The sequence below is a fragment of the Chryseobacterium sp. FG46 genome (genome assembly GCF_057809135.1).
In genome coordinates this window covers 17395-33180 of record NZ_JBMDJJ010000003.1, presented here as the reverse complement: position 1 = coordinate 33180, position 15786 = coordinate 17395, and the positions used below count along the sequence as shown (strand labels likewise).

13 protein-coding genes are annotated in these 15786 nt (G+C 37.1%); 6 read left to right on the top strand and 7 right to left on the bottom strand.

The window, feature by feature from the left end; genetic code table 11:
- The first annotated feature begins 7 nt into the window (after window positions 1-7).
- Entirely contained in the window at window positions 8-535 is a 528-nt protein-coding gene (locus ACODR7_RS03005) for an NADPH-dependent FMN reductase (RefSeq protein WP_488837162.1), read from the top strand.
- Window positions 536-550: 15 nt separating this feature from the next.
- A complete protein-coding gene (hemH, locus tag ACODR7_RS03000; RefSeq protein WP_488837161.1) occupies window positions 551-1579 on the top strand; it encodes a ferrochelatase in 1029 nt (342 codons plus the stop codon).
- Window positions 1580-1660: 81 nt separating this feature from the next.
- Here hemH and ACODR7_RS02995 read toward each other — a convergent pair whose 3' ends face one another.
- Both ACODR7_RS02995 and ACODR7_RS02990 read right to left on the bottom strand, forming a co-directional pair.
- Window positions 1661-3613: a M4 family metallopeptidase gene (locus tag ACODR7_RS02995; protein ID WP_488837159.1), complete on the bottom strand. Its 1953-nt coding sequence runs from the start codon at window positions 3611-3613 to the stop codon at window positions 1661-1663.
- A 346-nt stretch (window positions 3614-3959) separates the two neighbouring features.
- Entirely contained in the window at window positions 3960-5180 is a 1221-nt protein-coding gene (locus ACODR7_RS02990) for a type IX secretion system plug protein (protein WP_488837157.1), read from the bottom strand.
- A gap of 71 nt (window positions 5181-5251) precedes the next feature.
- On the opposite strand from ACODR7_RS02990, the gene ACODR7_RS02985 reads away from it, so the two are divergent.
- Window positions 5252-5890 (top strand): MBL fold metallo-hydrolase, encoded by a 639-nt coding sequence (locus ACODR7_RS02985; RefSeq protein ID WP_488837156.1) that lies wholly within the window; start codon window positions 5252-5254, stop codon window positions 5888-5890.
- A gap of 328 nt (window positions 5891-6218) precedes the next feature.
- On the opposite strand, the gene ACODR7_RS02980 is transcribed toward ACODR7_RS02985, so the two are convergent.
- Genes ACODR7_RS02980 through ACODR7_RS02970 form a run of 3 tightly spaced genes read right to left on the bottom strand, consistent with a single transcriptional unit; the run spans window position 6219 to window position 11385 of the window.
- The gene (locus ACODR7_RS02980) at window positions 6219-8648 is read right to left on the bottom strand and encodes a TonB-dependent receptor (protein ID WP_488837155.1); all 2430 of its coding nucleotides are present in this window, start codon (window positions 8646-8648) and stop codon (window positions 6219-6221) included.
- A 23-nt stretch (window positions 8649-8671) separates the two neighbouring features.
- Window positions 8672-10153 (bottom strand): trehalase family glycosidase, encoded by a 1482-nt coding sequence (locus tag ACODR7_RS02975; protein WP_488837154.1) that lies wholly within the window; start codon window positions 10151-10153, stop codon window positions 8672-8674.
- Window positions 10154-10155: 2 nt separating this feature from the next.
- On the bottom strand, window positions 10156-11385 hold the full coding sequence (locus tag ACODR7_RS02970; RefSeq protein ID WP_488837153.1) for an MFS transporter: 1230 nt from the start codon (window positions 11383-11385) through the stop codon (window positions 10156-10158).
- A gap of 123 nt (window positions 11386-11508) precedes the next feature.
- Here ACODR7_RS02970 and ACODR7_RS02965 point away from each other — a divergent pair, with 123 nt between their 5' ends.
- Complete coding sequence (locus ACODR7_RS02965; RefSeq protein ID WP_488837152.1) at window positions 11509-12414, top strand: AraC family transcriptional regulator; 906 nt, start codon at window positions 11509-11511, stop codon at window positions 12412-12414.
- A gap of 376 nt (window positions 12415-12790) precedes the next feature.
- Here ACODR7_RS02965 and ACODR7_RS02960 read toward each other — a convergent pair whose 3' ends face one another.
- Together ACODR7_RS02960 and ACODR7_RS02955 are read right to left on the bottom strand one after the other, a co-directional pair.
- Window positions 12791-13345, bottom strand: coding sequence for a thioredoxin family protein (locus tag ACODR7_RS02960; protein ID WP_034694944.1), 555 nt, complete (start codon window positions 13343-13345; stop codon window positions 12791-12793).
- Window positions 13346-13413: 68 nt separating this feature from the next.
- Entirely contained in the window at window positions 13414-13566 is a 153-nt protein-coding gene (locus tag ACODR7_RS02955; RefSeq protein WP_488837150.1) for a hypothetical protein, read from the bottom strand.
- A 90-nt stretch (window positions 13567-13656) separates the two neighbouring features.
- On the opposite strand from ACODR7_RS02955, the gene ACODR7_RS02950 reads away from it, so the two are divergent.
- Both ACODR7_RS02950 and ACODR7_RS02945 read left to right on the top strand, forming a co-directional pair.
- The gene (locus ACODR7_RS02950) at window positions 13657-14253 is read left to right on the top strand and encodes a TetR/AcrR family transcriptional regulator (protein WP_076595846.1); all 597 of its coding nucleotides are present in this window, start codon (window positions 13657-13659) and stop codon (window positions 14251-14253) included.
- 363 nt (window positions 14254-14616) lie between these two features.
- Window positions 14617-15777 carry an efflux RND transporter periplasmic adaptor subunit gene (locus tag ACODR7_RS02945; protein ID WP_488837148.1) on the top strand — a complete coding sequence of 387 codons (1161 nt, stop codon included), beginning with the start codon at window positions 14617-14619 and terminating at the stop codon, window positions 15775-15777.
- The last annotated feature ends 9 nt before the right edge of the window (window positions 15778-15786 follow it).

Sequence of the window (15786 nt, the reverse complement as noted above, 5' to 3'; positions counted from 1 at the left end):
TACCGAAATGCCTCCCGGAAAGGAAATTGTAGTGATTATTGGAAGTGCTTCAGCAAATTCCAGCAATCAGAAACTGATGGAACAGGTGCTGGAAAAGACAGACGATACAGACTTTCAGATATATGCTGATCTTTCTGTCCTTCCGCATTTTGATGCCACAGTAACGGATAATGATACTCCGGAAGAAGTTCTGAAGATCAGAGAGGCTATTAACAACTCAGCAGGGGTGATATTTTCCACACCGGAATATATTTTCAGTATTCCCGGAAGATTAAAAAATCTATTGGAGTGGTGCGTTTCCACAACAGTATTTTCTGAAAAACCCGTTGCTGTAATCACCGCTTCCGCCAGCGGAGAAAAAGGACACGAAGAGTTGTTATTGATTTTAAAAACTCTCGGAGCCATAGCGGATGATAAACATCAGGCATTAATAAAAGGGATAAAAGGCAAATTTGAAAGCAATGGCTTACTGGAAAGTAATACCTTTGCCAAAGTATCAAAATTAGTAACAGATTTTATAAGTTCTGTTTCATAATTAAAATTTAGAATATTGAATAAGAAAGGAATTTTACTAGTCAACCTCGGATCACCGAGATCTACTTCTGTAAACGACGTAAAGGAATATCTTGATGAATTTCTGATGGATGAAAGGGTGATTGATTACCGTTGGATCTTCCGTGCCCTTCTTGTACAGGGAATTATCCTGAAAACAAGACCTGCAAAATCTGCTGAAGCCTATAAAACGGTTTGGACAGATGAGGGTTCACCACTGATTGTCATCACTGAACAGATTCAAAAAAAGCTGCAAAAAGTGGTAGATGTTCCGGTGGAAATAGGAATGAGATATGCGCAGCCAAGCATTGAAACAGGTCTTCAAAAGCTGGTTGATCAGGGAGTCACGGAAATCGTTCTTTTTCCTTTATATCCCCAGTATGCAATGAGTACTACGGAAACGGTCATTGAAAAAGCCGAAGAAGTAAGAAAAAAGAAGTTTCCTGGTATAAAAATTAATTATATTCAGCCTTTCTACAACAGGGATATTTATATTAACTGCCTGGCAGAAAGCATTAAAGAAAAGCTTCCTGAAAATTTCGATGCACTGCAGTTTTCTTATCATGGAGTTCCTGAGAGACATATTTATAAGACAGATCCTACAAAGACCTGTAATCTTAACGACTGCTGTTCCAGAGAAGATAATCCAAGTCATCAGTTCTGCTATCGTCATCAATGTTATAAAACAACACAACTTGTTATTGACAAATTGAATTTACCTAAAGAGAAAACGATTGTTTCTTTCCAATCTAGATTAGGAAAAGATAAGTGGATTGAGCCTTACACGGATGAAACATTGGAAACAATTGGTAAAAAAGGGATCAAAAACCTGGCTATTGTATGTCCGGCTTTCGTTTCCGACTGTCTTGAAACACTGGAAGAAATTTCAGTAGAAGGAAAAGAACAGTTCATGCACGGCGGCGGTGAAAACTTCCATTACATTCCATGTCTGAACGATGAAGACCGATGGATTGAAGTGGTAAAAACACTTTGTGAAGAAAAACTGAATGATTTCTATTTGGTATAATCTTCTTTACTCAAAATATACAAAAGGCCGCAGGTTAATTCTTGCGGCCTTTTCGTTAAATATATTAAAAATTTGATTTGGTTATTTTTTAATCAGGTTTCCAGCTTTTTCTCCGTTTACCAGTACAACATATACTCCCGGAAGAATATTGGCAGGTAGCTGGATGTTAAGTTTATTTACGCCATCAGTAATTTCAACTTTTTCAGAAATTTCTTTCTTGCCTGTCAGGCTTACCAGTTCTACAATTCCTTTTCCTGATTTTCCTTCAAAGCTGATGGTAAATCTGTCCGTTGCAGGATTCGGGCTAATGGTATACAACGCTGTTTGTGCTGCTGCCACTTTTCCTGCAGGAGAAGTTCCACCTCCTACACCTACAGCATTCCATGCATTTTTAACCTGAGTCACTTCATTGCTGGTTGCTCCGTATAAATCAGTAGCCGCCTGAATAGAATAGGTTCTTGCATTCGCATACGTAGAAGAAGATGTCAGATAAGTTGTCAATGTTCTGTAGGCAATAGCACCTGCCTTATCAAGGCCGATTCCGGAAACATTATAAGCAAATCCTTTATCATTCGTACCTGATCCTCCTGTTACTAACAAATAATACCAGAAATTAAGTACTCCTGAATTGGTATGCACCCCGCAATAGTCATTAGACTGGCTTGGAGTAACACAACCGGAAGTGGTAGTTGTTTTCCAGTAGGTTCCCATATAGGTATCCGGCTGGCTGTATGCATTAGGATTAGCCATATTTCTGATTACATAATTGAAATCTTCTCCCAATGTCCAGCTTGCCTGTGTAGGTCTTGCCCAGCGTTCAATGGTATTTCCGAAGATATCTGAGAAGCCCTCATTCAATGCTCCTGGTTCTCTCTGATAGACAAGGTTAGCCGTTTTAGAAGTTAGCCCGTGGGTAATTTCGTGACCGCATACATCTATTGCTGTTAAAGGTTTTCCGCCATTTGTTGTTGAGCTTCCATCACCATAAGTCATTCTCAAGCCATCCCAAAATGCATTAAAATAGTTGGTAGAATAGTGTACATAAGATTTAATAGCGAAATTATTATTATCAATACTCTTACGTCCGTATTTTGTGTAGAAGTAATCTACGGTCATTTCTGCTCCCCAATGGGCATCAGTAGCATATTGGTCCTTATTGGTATTGACATTATTCCAGTTATTGTCTGTATCTGTGAAGTCTACCGCAGAGGCATAGCTGGTTCCCTTTTTCAGATTATAGGTTTCCACTGAAGTTCCCCCATTTCTTCCTGTTTCTCTTAAGCGGTAACTTCCGTTATAAGAATCTGTAGTGATGTTGCGGGTTCCGCTATATCCTGTAACTGCTGTTCCCGGTGTGTTCACTTCATGGATGATAGCATCTACTCCCAGTACTTTTCCATTTTTAGCATCCACAAAAACATATTGTCTGCTTAATGGTTTTTCGGCATAGATATCAAATTTATAGGCTAGCCTCAAATCATTCAGCTTGTCATCATCAGGATTTGAATAATACACCAATTCACCTTTTGGCGCATAGGTTGCGTTGGGATCACCAGTTTCTTTTTTAAGAAAATCTTCTTCTTCTTTATTTTTCCATTTATAGGATTCTGCACCTACAAAAGACAAAGCGTTCTGTAAAGCAGCATTTTCAGCAAGACTGGCAGTTTTGTCAAGGCCTTTCGGAATTTTAATAACCCATTTTCCTGATTGTCCTACAATTTTACCGTCTTTTGTTTGTACCGCCATCATTCCATATTCTACAGGAATATCATTAACGGTCTGTTGAAATCTTTGAGTTTCAAAACCTAATGCATCTTTTTCCAGGCCTAGTTTACGAGCCTGCCCCGGAGAAAGTCTCTGAGACGCTTCGTCAAATAAAACAGGGCTGCCCTGGTAAGCAGGTGCATTTTTTTCAAATCTCATAAATTCAGCATGTAGTCCGCTTTTACCCGGAACCAATTTTGATGGTGTGTTTTGCCCAAAGACAAAAGAGCATGCAGCAACGCTTGCTACTAAGATAAATTTCGTTTTCATATTAATTATGGTTGATTGTGGAGACGAATTTATAAACTTTTCACAATAAAACAAGATAAACAATGAATAAAATTCAATTGATATTATAAATCAATAAATAAAACACAATGATGATTTTAAAACAAAGAAAAATATTTAAACAAAATTTTTCCGTAATGTGAATTTTATGTTAAAATATTTAATTAAAATCAAAATTTTGTGAATTATTTTTTTTCACTATGCAGTGCATTATATTGTAAAAAAACAACCCTGATATAAGATTTAATTGATTAATTATTTTCAATATGAACAAAAATAGGACTGCCTCAAGAGACAATCCTATTTTATATGTATATTTTATAATTACTTACCGTTTGTTGGCAATTGGTGTTCTGAATTCTCCATATCCCATTAAACCATCATAATTTCTTCCGAATGGTGCATAATAAAGAAATGCCTGATAAAGGTTTTCCGTCTGCCAGAAATTACCGTTTATTTCTCCAAAGTTGAGAGAACCATTTCCTTCTTTAGTTGCCAATACATAGTTATAAAATCCTTGTTTCAGAAATATTTTCGCCACATATTGTTTGGTGGATGCATTATACTGCATCTGATTTTCCTTGCCGGGTTTATAATTATTAAATCCTCCCAGCACATAAATTTCTTTATCCACAGGATCAGAATCCAGATAGAAATGTACCCATGAATAGTCAGCTTCTCTTTCGGCATCTCTTTCTCTACCTAAATCATTTCTTCTGTAATACCATGCTCCATTCACATCCGGCTGATACTGATAATTCAAAGGAAACGCCCATACCGGATGAAGATACGTCTGGTTAACATCATCTTTTATTTCGGTAGCGCGCACCATATCTGCTGCCATATTCATATTTTTATTATCGAAATAATAAAACTCGTTGTCTCCCGGAAAAACAAGATTCATTTGCTGGAACAGCACCTGGTTTCCTAAAACACTGCTTGGCTTAAGATTGGAAATCACCATATTCGGGTTGTTATTCTGCATCACATTCATGGTGATAGAATTGACATTGGAAGAAATATCTCCGCCTTTCGGAGAAACATTCACTTCTACCCTCTGGTTAGCATTGGGATTTTTTGCATCTGCAAATCTTGAAATATTCAGCCCTACAGAAGTTACATCTTCTACCAGATAAAATCTTTTTTTGAAAAGAGGCTGGTCTGCCGAATCTTTATAGACAATCAGTTCATAATTCCCTGAAACCTTTAATTGAATTTTATCATTCGGAAAAACCAGTTTATAATGGGTATAAGCCTGTAATGTATTGAATGAATACTGAAACTGGTCCAGCAGTGCATTCATACTCCCGGTAGCAAATTCTGTAAAAAACAGGTTATCTTCATTCCAGTTTCTGTCATAATGTTTGAAGGTATATCTGTAGATCTGACTGCCGTTTGTAAGATCATCAAAGCCTAAAACCAATTGTTCGCCAATTTTAATTACTGGGGTTTCATCGTTGGTCTGAGGATTGAACAGCTGAACACTTTGGATATTTTGTCCAAAGACCAGTCCGCCCAAAGATAGTAAGAGTATTCGCAAAGTTTTCATTATGACGAAGATAACGAAAAATAGCCATTTTCTTAATAATATCGTATTTTTGGAATAAAAAATATTCAGATATGCTTCAGATTCAAGGTTTCGTATTCAACTTTGCGAGTGAAAATACTTATATCATCTATAACGAAAATAAAAATGCCTGGTTAATCGATCCGGGAAATATGAATGCTCAGGAAACTCAGGCTATTGATCATTTTATTACAGAGAAAGGGCTGAAGATTCAGAAAATTCTTTTAACCCATGCTCATATTGATCATGTATTGGGACTTCAGTGGGCTTTTGACAAATTCAATGTACCAGTACATATGCATCAGGAAGATCAGGAAGTGCTGGATATGCTTCAGGCGAGTGGTATGAGATTCGGAATGCAGATCAATCCGGTAAAAGTAGATGTGGAATATATCAAGGAAGGGGATGAACTTGATCTGGATGGTGAAAAGTTTAAAATTTATCATGTTCCTGGACATTCTCCGGGAAGTGTGGTGTATCATAATGACAATCAGAAATTCATGATTTCGGGTGATGTTCTTTTTGAAGGCAGTATCGGAAGAACAGATTTGTATAAAGGAAATTATGAGCAGCTGATTGAAGGAATTAAATCGAAACTTTTTATTTTAGATCATGATACCCAGGTTTTCTCAGGACATGGAAATCCTACATCGATTGGTTTTGAGAAACAGTACAATCCGTTTTTGAAGTAAAAGAGCCGGAGTGTTTTAGGATTTGAGAGTCGTGTAAATGTCTTGAAGCAAAATTAGATCTGACACTTAATATAAAAATCATTCTTGTCCGATTTAATTAAAACATCATTAACAGGTCGCTCCTCCGGAGCTTTATTTTATAGGGGCTTCATTTTTTTCTATTCACAGTAGATCCCGATGGGATCAAATCAGCTCCAAAGCTCACTGTTAATTCATACCGTAAATATTGATATTTTCAATGTATCTATACTTTTTATAGGACAGTAATGATAAAAAACACAAAACCGTCAGAAATTCTGACGGTTTTGCTGTTATAAAGAAATAGAATTTAGAAATCCAATGTGATTGAGGCTCTGGCGGCAGCTCCCATAATAGGTCTGGCCATGATGATTCCGTCTCCGTTCGGAGAACCTGCTCTTGGGTCACCTTCTGTGATTCCAATGGTATTAAAGATATTGGTTCCATCCACTGCAAAACGTATTCTTCCTAACTGGTAAGACATTCCTGCTCCAAATTCGGTGAAAGAAGGCAAAGTCTGTACATTCTTCTCATCCTGGAAACGTTTTCCATAATAATTCATACTTACATATGCTCTCCATGATTTGGTAATATTGACAGCCGGTGAAATATTGAAGAAAAATTTAGGCATTCTTCTTACCACATTTCCTTCAAGCACGCTTCCGGCCTCAAGGTTTTTATATTTTGGACTCTGAATGGTCCCGTTGAATGTTACTTCTAAAATATTATTGAACAAACGGGCGAAACCTTCCACTTCAACTCCATAGTTTTTGGTATTGGCGAAAGTATTTTCGGATTTACCATCAGAGAAAACATCCGTAAATGACAGATTTTTCAAGGTAGAATAGAACGGAATCACTGCGATATCAAAAGTACGCGAGTAATATTTATATCCTACCTCCAATTGGTTCGTTGTTACAGATTTTAACGGTTTATCAGGGTTTGGATTGGAGAAATAATTGTAATAGGCTTCTTCATTCGGAGATCTGAAACCATTGGAGAAACGGGCATACACTGCATTTTCTCTATTGATCTTATAATTGGCAGCTAACGTAAAGGAAACTTTATCTACATTGTAGTTCCAGTAAGTGTATTTATTTCCCAATACACTCATATTATCATCAGCAGTTGTTGTGTTGAAACCGTGAGTTCCATCCGTTGTTAACCCTGAATTATTTAAATTAGCACTTGTTGTATTGGCAAAATTTCCTTTGTAATAATCATGGCTGTAGCGAAGACCTCCATTTACACTTAAAGCATTGGTAATATTATAATCCAGGTTTACATAAAGATCATTCAAACTTCCCTGAGTCTGGGTATCTCTCTGCAAAAATGTCATATTGGTAACACCATTATATGTTTTGGAATACCCAACATCTGACGGACTTAAAGAAGTATCTACCAGATTCAGTAATTCAGGTCTGTCTGATGCTGTAGTCAGAATATTACTCCAGTTCCAGTATTGGTGCGACTTCCAGTTGGATTTATAAAAACCTGCCGTAACATTTCCTTTATCAAATTTATAGTTGAACTGTAAATCGTTGACAAAGTTATTCATCTGCTTATCAATTGCCCAGAAGCCAAGCTTTTGTACATATTGAGGATTAACCACTCCTCCACTGCCTACCAATGAATACTGATAGTTATTTCCTGTAATTCCGTTGCTCTTAGCAAAATCGGCAGCCGTCTGTGGACCTCCTGCAGGAAAAATTCCAGTATAATTCATATTGATATTGGTGTATCTGGTTTTGTTTAAAACCGTGAAATTATTTCCAAGGTCATATTTAAACTCAGCACCCAATACATCTACTTTTGGATGGATTCCGTCTTCAAGATTTCTGTTGAAAAATCCGCCTCCGGCCTGTGGAATATTCAGCTGACTGATGGCTCTGTAACTGTATGTTCCATAGTTAGGATCAAAACCTGGGAATCCTTTCAGCTTATTTCCGTTTTGGATCAAAGGAATTGGAAGGAAGAATGTATTTCTGTCATCCAGTTTTTTGTAATAAACTTTTACATAGCCTTTATCAAAGACATATTTCAGGTTCATTCTGATCTGTCCGCCGTTATTGGCTTTGAAACCTGTTTTTCTGATTCCGTCATCTGTTCTGTAAAAACCACCAACATTGAAAAACAATTTATCCTGAACCAAAGCTCCTCCTACATTAACATCGGTACGCATCAATCCGTAGGTACTTGTCTCCAGTTTTGCAGTCCCTCTGAAATCATTGGTTCCTTCTCTGGTAATAAAGTTGATCAGACCTCCAGGTGAATTGGTTGCAAAAATAGAACCTGAACCTCCTCTCAACGCTTCCATACGGTTGACAGAATTGTCTACACGGAAAAAGTTGTCAGCATTGGCAAACTGAAGTGCTCCGTCTTCGAAAACCGGAAGACCGTCTTCCTGTACCTGTACAAATTCATAAGCTCCTGCAGAAGGAATCCCTCTTGCGAAAAGGTTGTTTCCTACTTCCCCACCTGAAGTTTCCACCGCAAATCCCGGAACTCTTTGCAATAAAGCAGCAGCACTGATCGGGTTCTGTTTCTGAATTTCTTTGGAGCTAAATGTGGAAATTGCTGTACTGGATTCTATTTTTTTCTTTGGATTTGAGTTTCCTGTAATGACAATCTGATCGATGGAAGAAACTTTTGCAGAATCCTGCGGTGTTTCCTGGGCATAAGCATTATTAAAGTATAACGTAGCTGTTGCGGCGATTAAAAAGATCGATTTTTTTTTCATAGCCTTATTTTTTATTGTTAGTTTCAGTTTTGTTGTAATTGTAAATACACTCCATTGGTCCAACCGAATCCGTCCTGATTAGGGTATTCCCCTCCGCCTGCTATTGTTTCTGTGTCTAATGCATTGTATTTTTCCATCAGCTTTCCAGTGTTTTTGTAGACCCTTTCTACATTGGAACACCAGTTGTTTTTAATTTTTTCTGCCAGCTCATCAAAGCCGTAATTTTTCATTGCTTTAAATCCTAACCATTGATAAGGAGCCCACGCATTGGGAAGATCCCACTGCTGACCCGAGTTTTTAGTTGTAGTAACAAGACCACCCTGGTAAAGAAACTTTTCAGCAACAGCTTTAGCAACTGCCTCAGCCTGCTCCTGATCTGCTATTCCAAGGAATAGAGGGTAAAGAGCAGCAATATGTTCAGACGGTGTTTTTGTGTTTTTTTTTGTGTGATAATCTTTATAATTGTTAGTATTTCCATCCCAGAAATAGGTATTGATCATCTGTCTTCGGCTTGCTGCTCTTTCTGAAAAATAATTTTCTTTTTCACTCAGATTCTGAAGCGCTGAAGATTTTGCCAAAGTCGTCTCCAAATGCCATAAAAGGCAGTTCAGATCAACCTGTGCAAGGTTCAGCGTTTCTATCGTCTGTATATTTTTTCCGTCTGCAAACCATCTGCTGGAAAAATCCCAGCCGGATTCGCAGGCGCTTCTTATATTTCTGTAAAATTCTTTTCCTGAAGCGGTCTCCTGGTCTTCAATATCGATCAGGTAACTTTCAGGACGCGGTTCATTTTCTGCATCATAATAACGGTTCAGAATATCTCCGTCTGCTGTTCTCACCACTCTTTTTACACTGGAATTGTTTTCAAGCCCATCTTCCCCATTCATCCAGAAAGCATATTCTTTTTCAAGAGTGTCATGATATTTTGTATAAATTGTTTCATCATGTGTGGTTTCAAAAAGAAGATCCAGCATTAATGAAAAGTAAGGAGGCTGCGATCTGCTCAGGAAATGCGTTCTGCTGGCATTCGGAACAAATCCTACACTTTTGATCAGGTAAGAACAGTTTTCAATAATATTTTCCATCATTTCTATTCTGCCGGAAACTTGTAATCCAAGCATAATAAAATAGCTGTCCCAATAGAAAAATTCATTAAAACGGCCTCCCGGAACAATGTACGGCTTTGGTAATTTTAAAAGAGTTCCTTTTTCTTCATAAGCTGTACGGGTTAATTCATCCCATAACTTTTCAATATGTTCTCCAATGGGAAGTTGCTCTTCTCTGTGTACAGAAACTCTTGCTCCTAAAAAGTCAAAATGAGCCATCACAAAATCTTTCAGATCAAAACCTTCGGTATTTTTGGATTGTTCGTAATCCTCATTGATCTTTGCAATGGGAAACAGAGGAACTGCATCCGTCATCATTTTCTGATCTTCAAAAATTTCAGATCTCTGTACCTCATCAAACAGACTTTGAATTTCGTTTATGTAAAGCTGATTACTCATTGTTATTTTTTAGGATTAATTTTTAATTTATTCATGAATACTGCCGAAGTGATCAGTAATGAAAGCGGAATCAGGGAAAGATAAAATGCCTGCTGCCCACTGAACTCCTGAAACACAAAACCGGTAATGATAGAACCTATCGTTCCTCCGATTGCTGAGAACACAACGATCAATCCTGACATCGCACTGTGCAAATACTTCGGGATAGATGCCAGAATTACAGAATTAATACTCGGATAAATCGGTGCCAGCAAACCTCCCATCAAAGGAAATAAATAAACGACCAGAGGAGCATTCATCCAGTTTGTATTCGTATCAATATGAATATTATGTGTAAGTGGTAAAACCAGCAGTAAACTAATGGCAAAACCAACCACACAGAAAGAAACCACATAGATCCAGCTGAATTTCTTAGAGAAGAATCCCGACAAAAATCTTCCCAATGCAAAAGCTCCTGCTAAAACCGCTCCCGCCTGAATACTCATAGAAGTAGGCACTTTTAAAATTTCTTTATAAAAAGTAGGTGTCCATGTCTGGAAACTCTGTTCCACCAGTACAAAAAGAAAAGCACATAATAAAAAGCACAGCACCTTTTTATAACTGAATAAGCTTACACTGTTTTTTAAATCACCCAATAAATCTGTTTTCTCACTTTTAGCTTCCTGTTCATTCAGTTTTGAAAAAAATAAGAATAAAAAAGATAAAGTTGAAAGTCCTCCCAGTACCCAATATACATTCAGCCATTCGGTAGATTTCGGATTGTGATCATCAATATATAAACTGAAAAGAACATTTCCTGCCAATACTCCGATCATGAAAAACCCTTCCAGAAATCCCATAAAACTGGAATGTTCTTTGTCTGTTTCCGTTATCAGTCCAATAGAAGTAAAAACCGATATTTTAATCAATGCAAAGGAAACTCCTACGGTCGCAAATAATAATTTGAATACCCAGAAATCATTGGTAAAAGGCATTACAAAACACATACAGCTTACCAGCAATAAAGCAGTCAGCATCGATTTTTTGATTCCTATCTTCGGAAGAAATGAAGCCAGAATGAAAGAACATAGAGCAATCGGAAGATCTTTGAAACCTTCCAGTACACTGGCCGAAGATTTTGAAATCCCAAAATTCTGCTGTACCTGTAGAATGACTGTTCCTACAGAATTCAGAAGAATTGCGAAGACAAAATAGTTTAAAAATAAAACGGCCTTGATGTTAAGATTTTTCATTCAGGTTATTTCTTGCTGGCTAAGATAGAAGCATTTCTGTTAACGATAATTTAACACAGTAAATCAATATTTGAACTATATTAATATATTTAGTATTTTTAGTAATTAAATATGATTAATTAAATGAAAGTTACTTTTGAAAGGGTAATCCCTAATGAAAAGAGTTCATTCCGTACCATTCACAATAACTCTCCCATTTCAGAATTCAAATGGGAATATCATTATCATCCCGAAATTGAGCTGGTATGTGTCATTTCCGGGAACGGAACCCGCCATGTAGGCTATCATAAAAGTAATTATACGAATGGAGATCTGGTATTAATCGGATCTAATATTCCCCACTCCGGATTTGGACTGAATTCTATTGATCCGCATGAGGAAATTGTCCTTCAGTTCAAAGAAGAAATCCTTCAGTTTCCTGAGCAGGAAGTAGAAGCCAGATCCATTAAAAACCTCTTGGAACTTTCCAAATTCGGGATTCATTTTCATCATAAAGTAAAAAAAATAATGCTTCCCAAACTGAAGCTGATGCTTGAATCTGAAGGCTACAAAAGATATTTGTTACTGTTGGAAATTCTTTTTGAACTTTCAAAGTGTGAAGATTATGATCTGTTGAATAAAGAGATCATGCCCTACACCATTATTTCAAAAAATAAAACCCGTCTTGAAAATATCTTCACCTATGTAGAACATCATTACGACAAGGAAATCGATATTGAAGACGTTGCAAAACTGGCCAACCTTACTTTGCCTGCGTTCTGCAATTTCTTTAAAAAAGCCACTCAGATTACGTTCACAGAGTTTGTGAACCGATACAGAATTAATAAAGCTTGTCTGCTGATGGCACAGGACAGATCTATTTCGGAATGCAGTTATCAATGTGGTTTTAATAATGTGACGTATTTTAACAGGATGTTTAAAAAATATACGGGAAAAACTCCTTCTGAGTTTATCAGGAATTACTCTGACAGCAACGTCAATATAGATATAAAGACTGAAAAGGAGATTAAAGCTAAAGTAAGTTTTTGATAATTTGCCAGGACTTTTATCAACAATTCGTGCGCTTATACTAAGCGTTGTGCCTGTCCATTCCGTAGGAATCCAGACTTACTTTTGAGACGTTTACAATAAAAGAATGCAAGTTGTGTTGAGACTCCTGCGGAGTGACAAAGTGAATGAATAGACAATGCTTTCATATTTGTCATTCCGTAGGAATCCAGACTTACTTATGAAAATTTTGCAGGTACTTACAATAAAAAGATCAGTTGTACCGAGACTCCTGCGGAGTGACAAACTGTGTGGATAATAGGTGAACTATGTTGCAAGAAACAAAAAAGCCACTCCAAAAGAGCAGCTTTGTATTATCGGGTAAAAACCAGTAACTCAATAAATCAGCAACCAGTAATTATTTCCATTTAATATTGCATCCCATACTTGGTCTCTGAATTTCTTCCTGAGCTTCCCCAGCCAAAAGATTTTCAAAAGCAATAATCAGATCTTCTCCGGTTACGTCTTTATTATTTCCCGGTCTTGAGTCATCCATCTGGCCTCTGTACACAAGGTCAAGCTTATCATCAAAGAAATAAAAATCCGGTGTACAAGCCGCATCGTAGGCTTTTGCTACCGCCTGGCTTTCATCAAACAGATAAGGGAAATCAAATCTTCTTTCAATCTGGAATTCGATCATTTTTTCCGGAGAATCTGCCGGATATTTTTCAATATCATTAGCATTGATAGCGATGAATTCAATTCCGCGCTCGTTATAATCTTCGTACAATTCATTGATCTTATCAATCACATGAAGAACAAACGGACAGTGGTTGCACATAAAGATCACCAAAGTACCTTTTTCTCCTTTCAGTTCATCCAAAGACTGAAGTTCATTTGTTTTTGACGGGTTAGGAAGTTCAAAAAACGGAGCTTTTGTTCCTAATGCCAGCATATTTGAGGGAGTATTCATATCCTTATTTCTTTACCGGCAAAGATAATTATTTCTTTTATTAATTATGAAGAAGACATTTTCATTTTTTATAGGGTAAGGAAACCGGAAGCTGGAGGGAGGGAGATATTTACCACCAAAAAATAGTTATAGTCAAATTCTATTAATGGATGTTTTTGTTTCAAACCACCTTCCAGACCCCATTCTTCCAGCTTCCAGCCTTTGCTTAATTTCTCTTTCAATAGGAGGCGAACTCATAAAACTTACAATATCCCTTGGAAGTTATAGTAAAAAGTTTGTAGTTTTGCTAACGCTGTTAGTAAATAAAAATCATGGGTCTACATGAACGCCGTCAACGAGAAAAAGAATCCATCCGTGCAAATATTTTGCAGGCTGCTTTTACGTTGGCTAAAACTGACGGCTGGGCATCGCTTTCTATGCGTAAGATAGCAGATGCTATTGAGTATAGCGCTCCCGTTGTATATGATTATTTTGAAAATAAAGAAGCTATTCTATTTGAAATTTCTTTAGATGGCTTTCACAAGTTACATATAGAATTATTAAAAGCTCAGCAGAAACACGATACTCCGGAAGAGCAGCTTGTTGCCATTGTGGATGCGTACTGGAACTTTGCTTTTAAAAACAAGGAATATTACCAGCTTATGTTTGGCCTTGGAATGCAATGCTGTGGAAAAGGTCAGATGAAAAAAGAATTCTCATCATTTCAGGAGCTTATCTATGAATGCACCTATGAGATTATTAAGAAAAACGGATCCAATCCGGACAATGCCTGTCATATGTCTCACGCTCTGTTTTCTGCCGTACACGGTATGATCTCTATTATGATGATGCGTACAGCGGATATTCCTTCAACAATGAATAAGACTACATTGGACGAAACTGTTTCGGCTTTTATTAAGTCTTTGTAATTTTTTTTTGAATTAAAAATTAACACCGTTAGGAAACTTAACACTGAATTAATATAAATGATTCTGTTATTCCTGATTAAAAACTCAACCATTTATGAAGCCATTCATATAATTCAGTTGTTAAAATTAGTCATTTTTTGCCTATAAATTAACACCGTTAGTAAAATTAACACACCTTACACCATCATTATACACTTCAATACATTAAAAACAATTTCACTTATGGAAACAATCGACTTCATCAGACATTAAAAATTCTGTAATTTTTTTTGAACTCATTATTAACACTGTTAGGAAAAAATACAGCATTTATTAAAACACTTTACTTACCTCTAACACTTCATTAAAAAAATTAAACCAACAATGAAATTACCTGGAAAAACAAGGTTTATTGTACTTATTGCAAGTATAATTCTTTTACAGAGCTGCACAAAAGCCGCAGAAGGAACCAATGCCGCACCTCCAGCTCCAGAACTTCCGGTTTATACCGTTATCACCTCACCCGCTACTACATATCAGGAATTCCCAACTGCTTTAGAAGGGAAAAACAACGTAGAAATCAGATCTCAGGTAGATGGATACCTGGATAGAATCTATGTAGAAGAAGGAGCTTATGTAAGAGCAGGACAACCACTATTTAAAATAGATTCAAGAAGCTACGGCGAGCAAATGAATATGGCTCAGGCCAATCTTCAGGCTGCCAATGCCAATATCCAAAAAGCAAAAGTAGAAGTAGACAGACTTCAGCCGCTGGTTGCTGCCAAAGTAGTTTCTGATGTACAGCTTAAAACAGCGAAAGCCAATTATGAAGCTGCCGTTGCTGCTGCTGCACAAGCCAGAGCCTCTGTGGGAAGCGCCAGAATCAATGTAGGATTTACAACCATTACAGCTCCTGTAAGCGGTTATATCGGAAGAATTCCTTATAAAAAAGGAAGTCTCATCTCCAGAACAGATCCGAATCCATTGACATTATTATCTGATATCAGTGAAATCTACGCCTATTTTTCTTTAAGTGAACTTGATTTCATCGCTTTCCAGAACAAATATCCGGGAGCAAGCTTAGAAGAAAAACTGAAAAATATGCCGATGGTAGATCTTGTGATTGCCGACAACAGTACTTACCCTGAAAAAGGAAGATTAAGTATTGTGGACGGACAGTTTGATAAAACTACCGGAGCCATCAGTGTACGTGCCGTTTTTCCTAATGCCAACGGAACTTTAAGAACCGGAAACACAGGAAGAGTACGTATGCCTCAGCTGATCTCGAATGCCGTGGTTATTCCACAGGAATCAACCTTCGAAATTCAGGATAAAACCTATGTTTATGTAATGGGTAAAGATCAGAAGGTAACCGGAAGACCCATCAAAATATCAGGAAAAACGGATAGCTATTATTTTATTTCTGAAGGGCTTGCGCCTGGAGAAAAAATTGTATTCACAGGAATTGGAAACCTGAAAGACGGTGCTTCTGTTAAGCCGAAAAACATTTCTTCTGACAGCTTATTAAAAGCAAAACCATTATAGTCCTTTCCG

Bases quoted from the DNA above. Each gene is read 5' to 3' on its own strand.
- ACODR7_RS02995 (WP_488837159.1), bottom strand. From the start codon at position 3,613: ATGAAAACGAAATTTATCTTAGTAGCAAGCGTTGCTGCATGCTCTTTT.
- ACODR7_RS02990 (WP_488837157.1), bottom strand. From the start codon at position 5,180: ATGAAAACTTTGCGAATACTCTTACTATCTTTGGGCGGACTGGTCTTT.
- ACODR7_RS02980 (WP_488837155.1), bottom strand. From the start codon at position 8,648: ATGAAAAAAAAATCGATCTTTTTAATCGCCGCAACAGCTACGTTATAC.
- ACODR7_RS02965 (WP_488837152.1), top strand. From the start codon at position 11,509: ATGAAAGTTACTTTTGAAAGGGTAATCCCTAATGAAAAGAGTTCATTC.
- ACODR7_RS02950 (WP_076595846.1), top strand. From the start codon at position 13,657: ATGGGTCTACATGAACGCCGTCAACGAGAAAAAGAATCCATCCGTGCA.
- ACODR7_RS02960 (WP_034694944.1), bottom strand. From the start codon at position 13,345: ATGAATACTCCCTCAAATATGCTGGCATTAGGAACAAAAGCTCCGTTT.
- ACODR7_RS02985 (WP_488837156.1), top strand. From the start codon at position 5,252: ATGCTTCAGATTCAAGGTTTCGTATTCAACTTTGCGAGTGAAAATACT.
- ACODR7_RS02970 (WP_488837153.1), bottom strand. From the start codon at position 11,385: ATGAAAAATCTTAACATCAAGGCCGTTTTATTTTTAAACTATTTTGTC.
- ACODR7_RS02975 (WP_488837154.1), bottom strand. From the start codon at position 10,153: ATGAGTAATCAGCTTTACATAAACGAAATTCAAAGTCTGTTTGATGAG.
- ACODR7_RS02945 (WP_488837148.1), top strand. From the start codon at position 14,617: ATGAAATTACCTGGAAAAACAAGGTTTATTGTACTTATTGCAAGTATA.
- ACODR7_RS03005 (WP_488837162.1), top strand. From the start codon at position 8: ATGCCTCCCGGAAAGGAAATTGTAGTGATTATTGGAAGTGCTTCAGCA.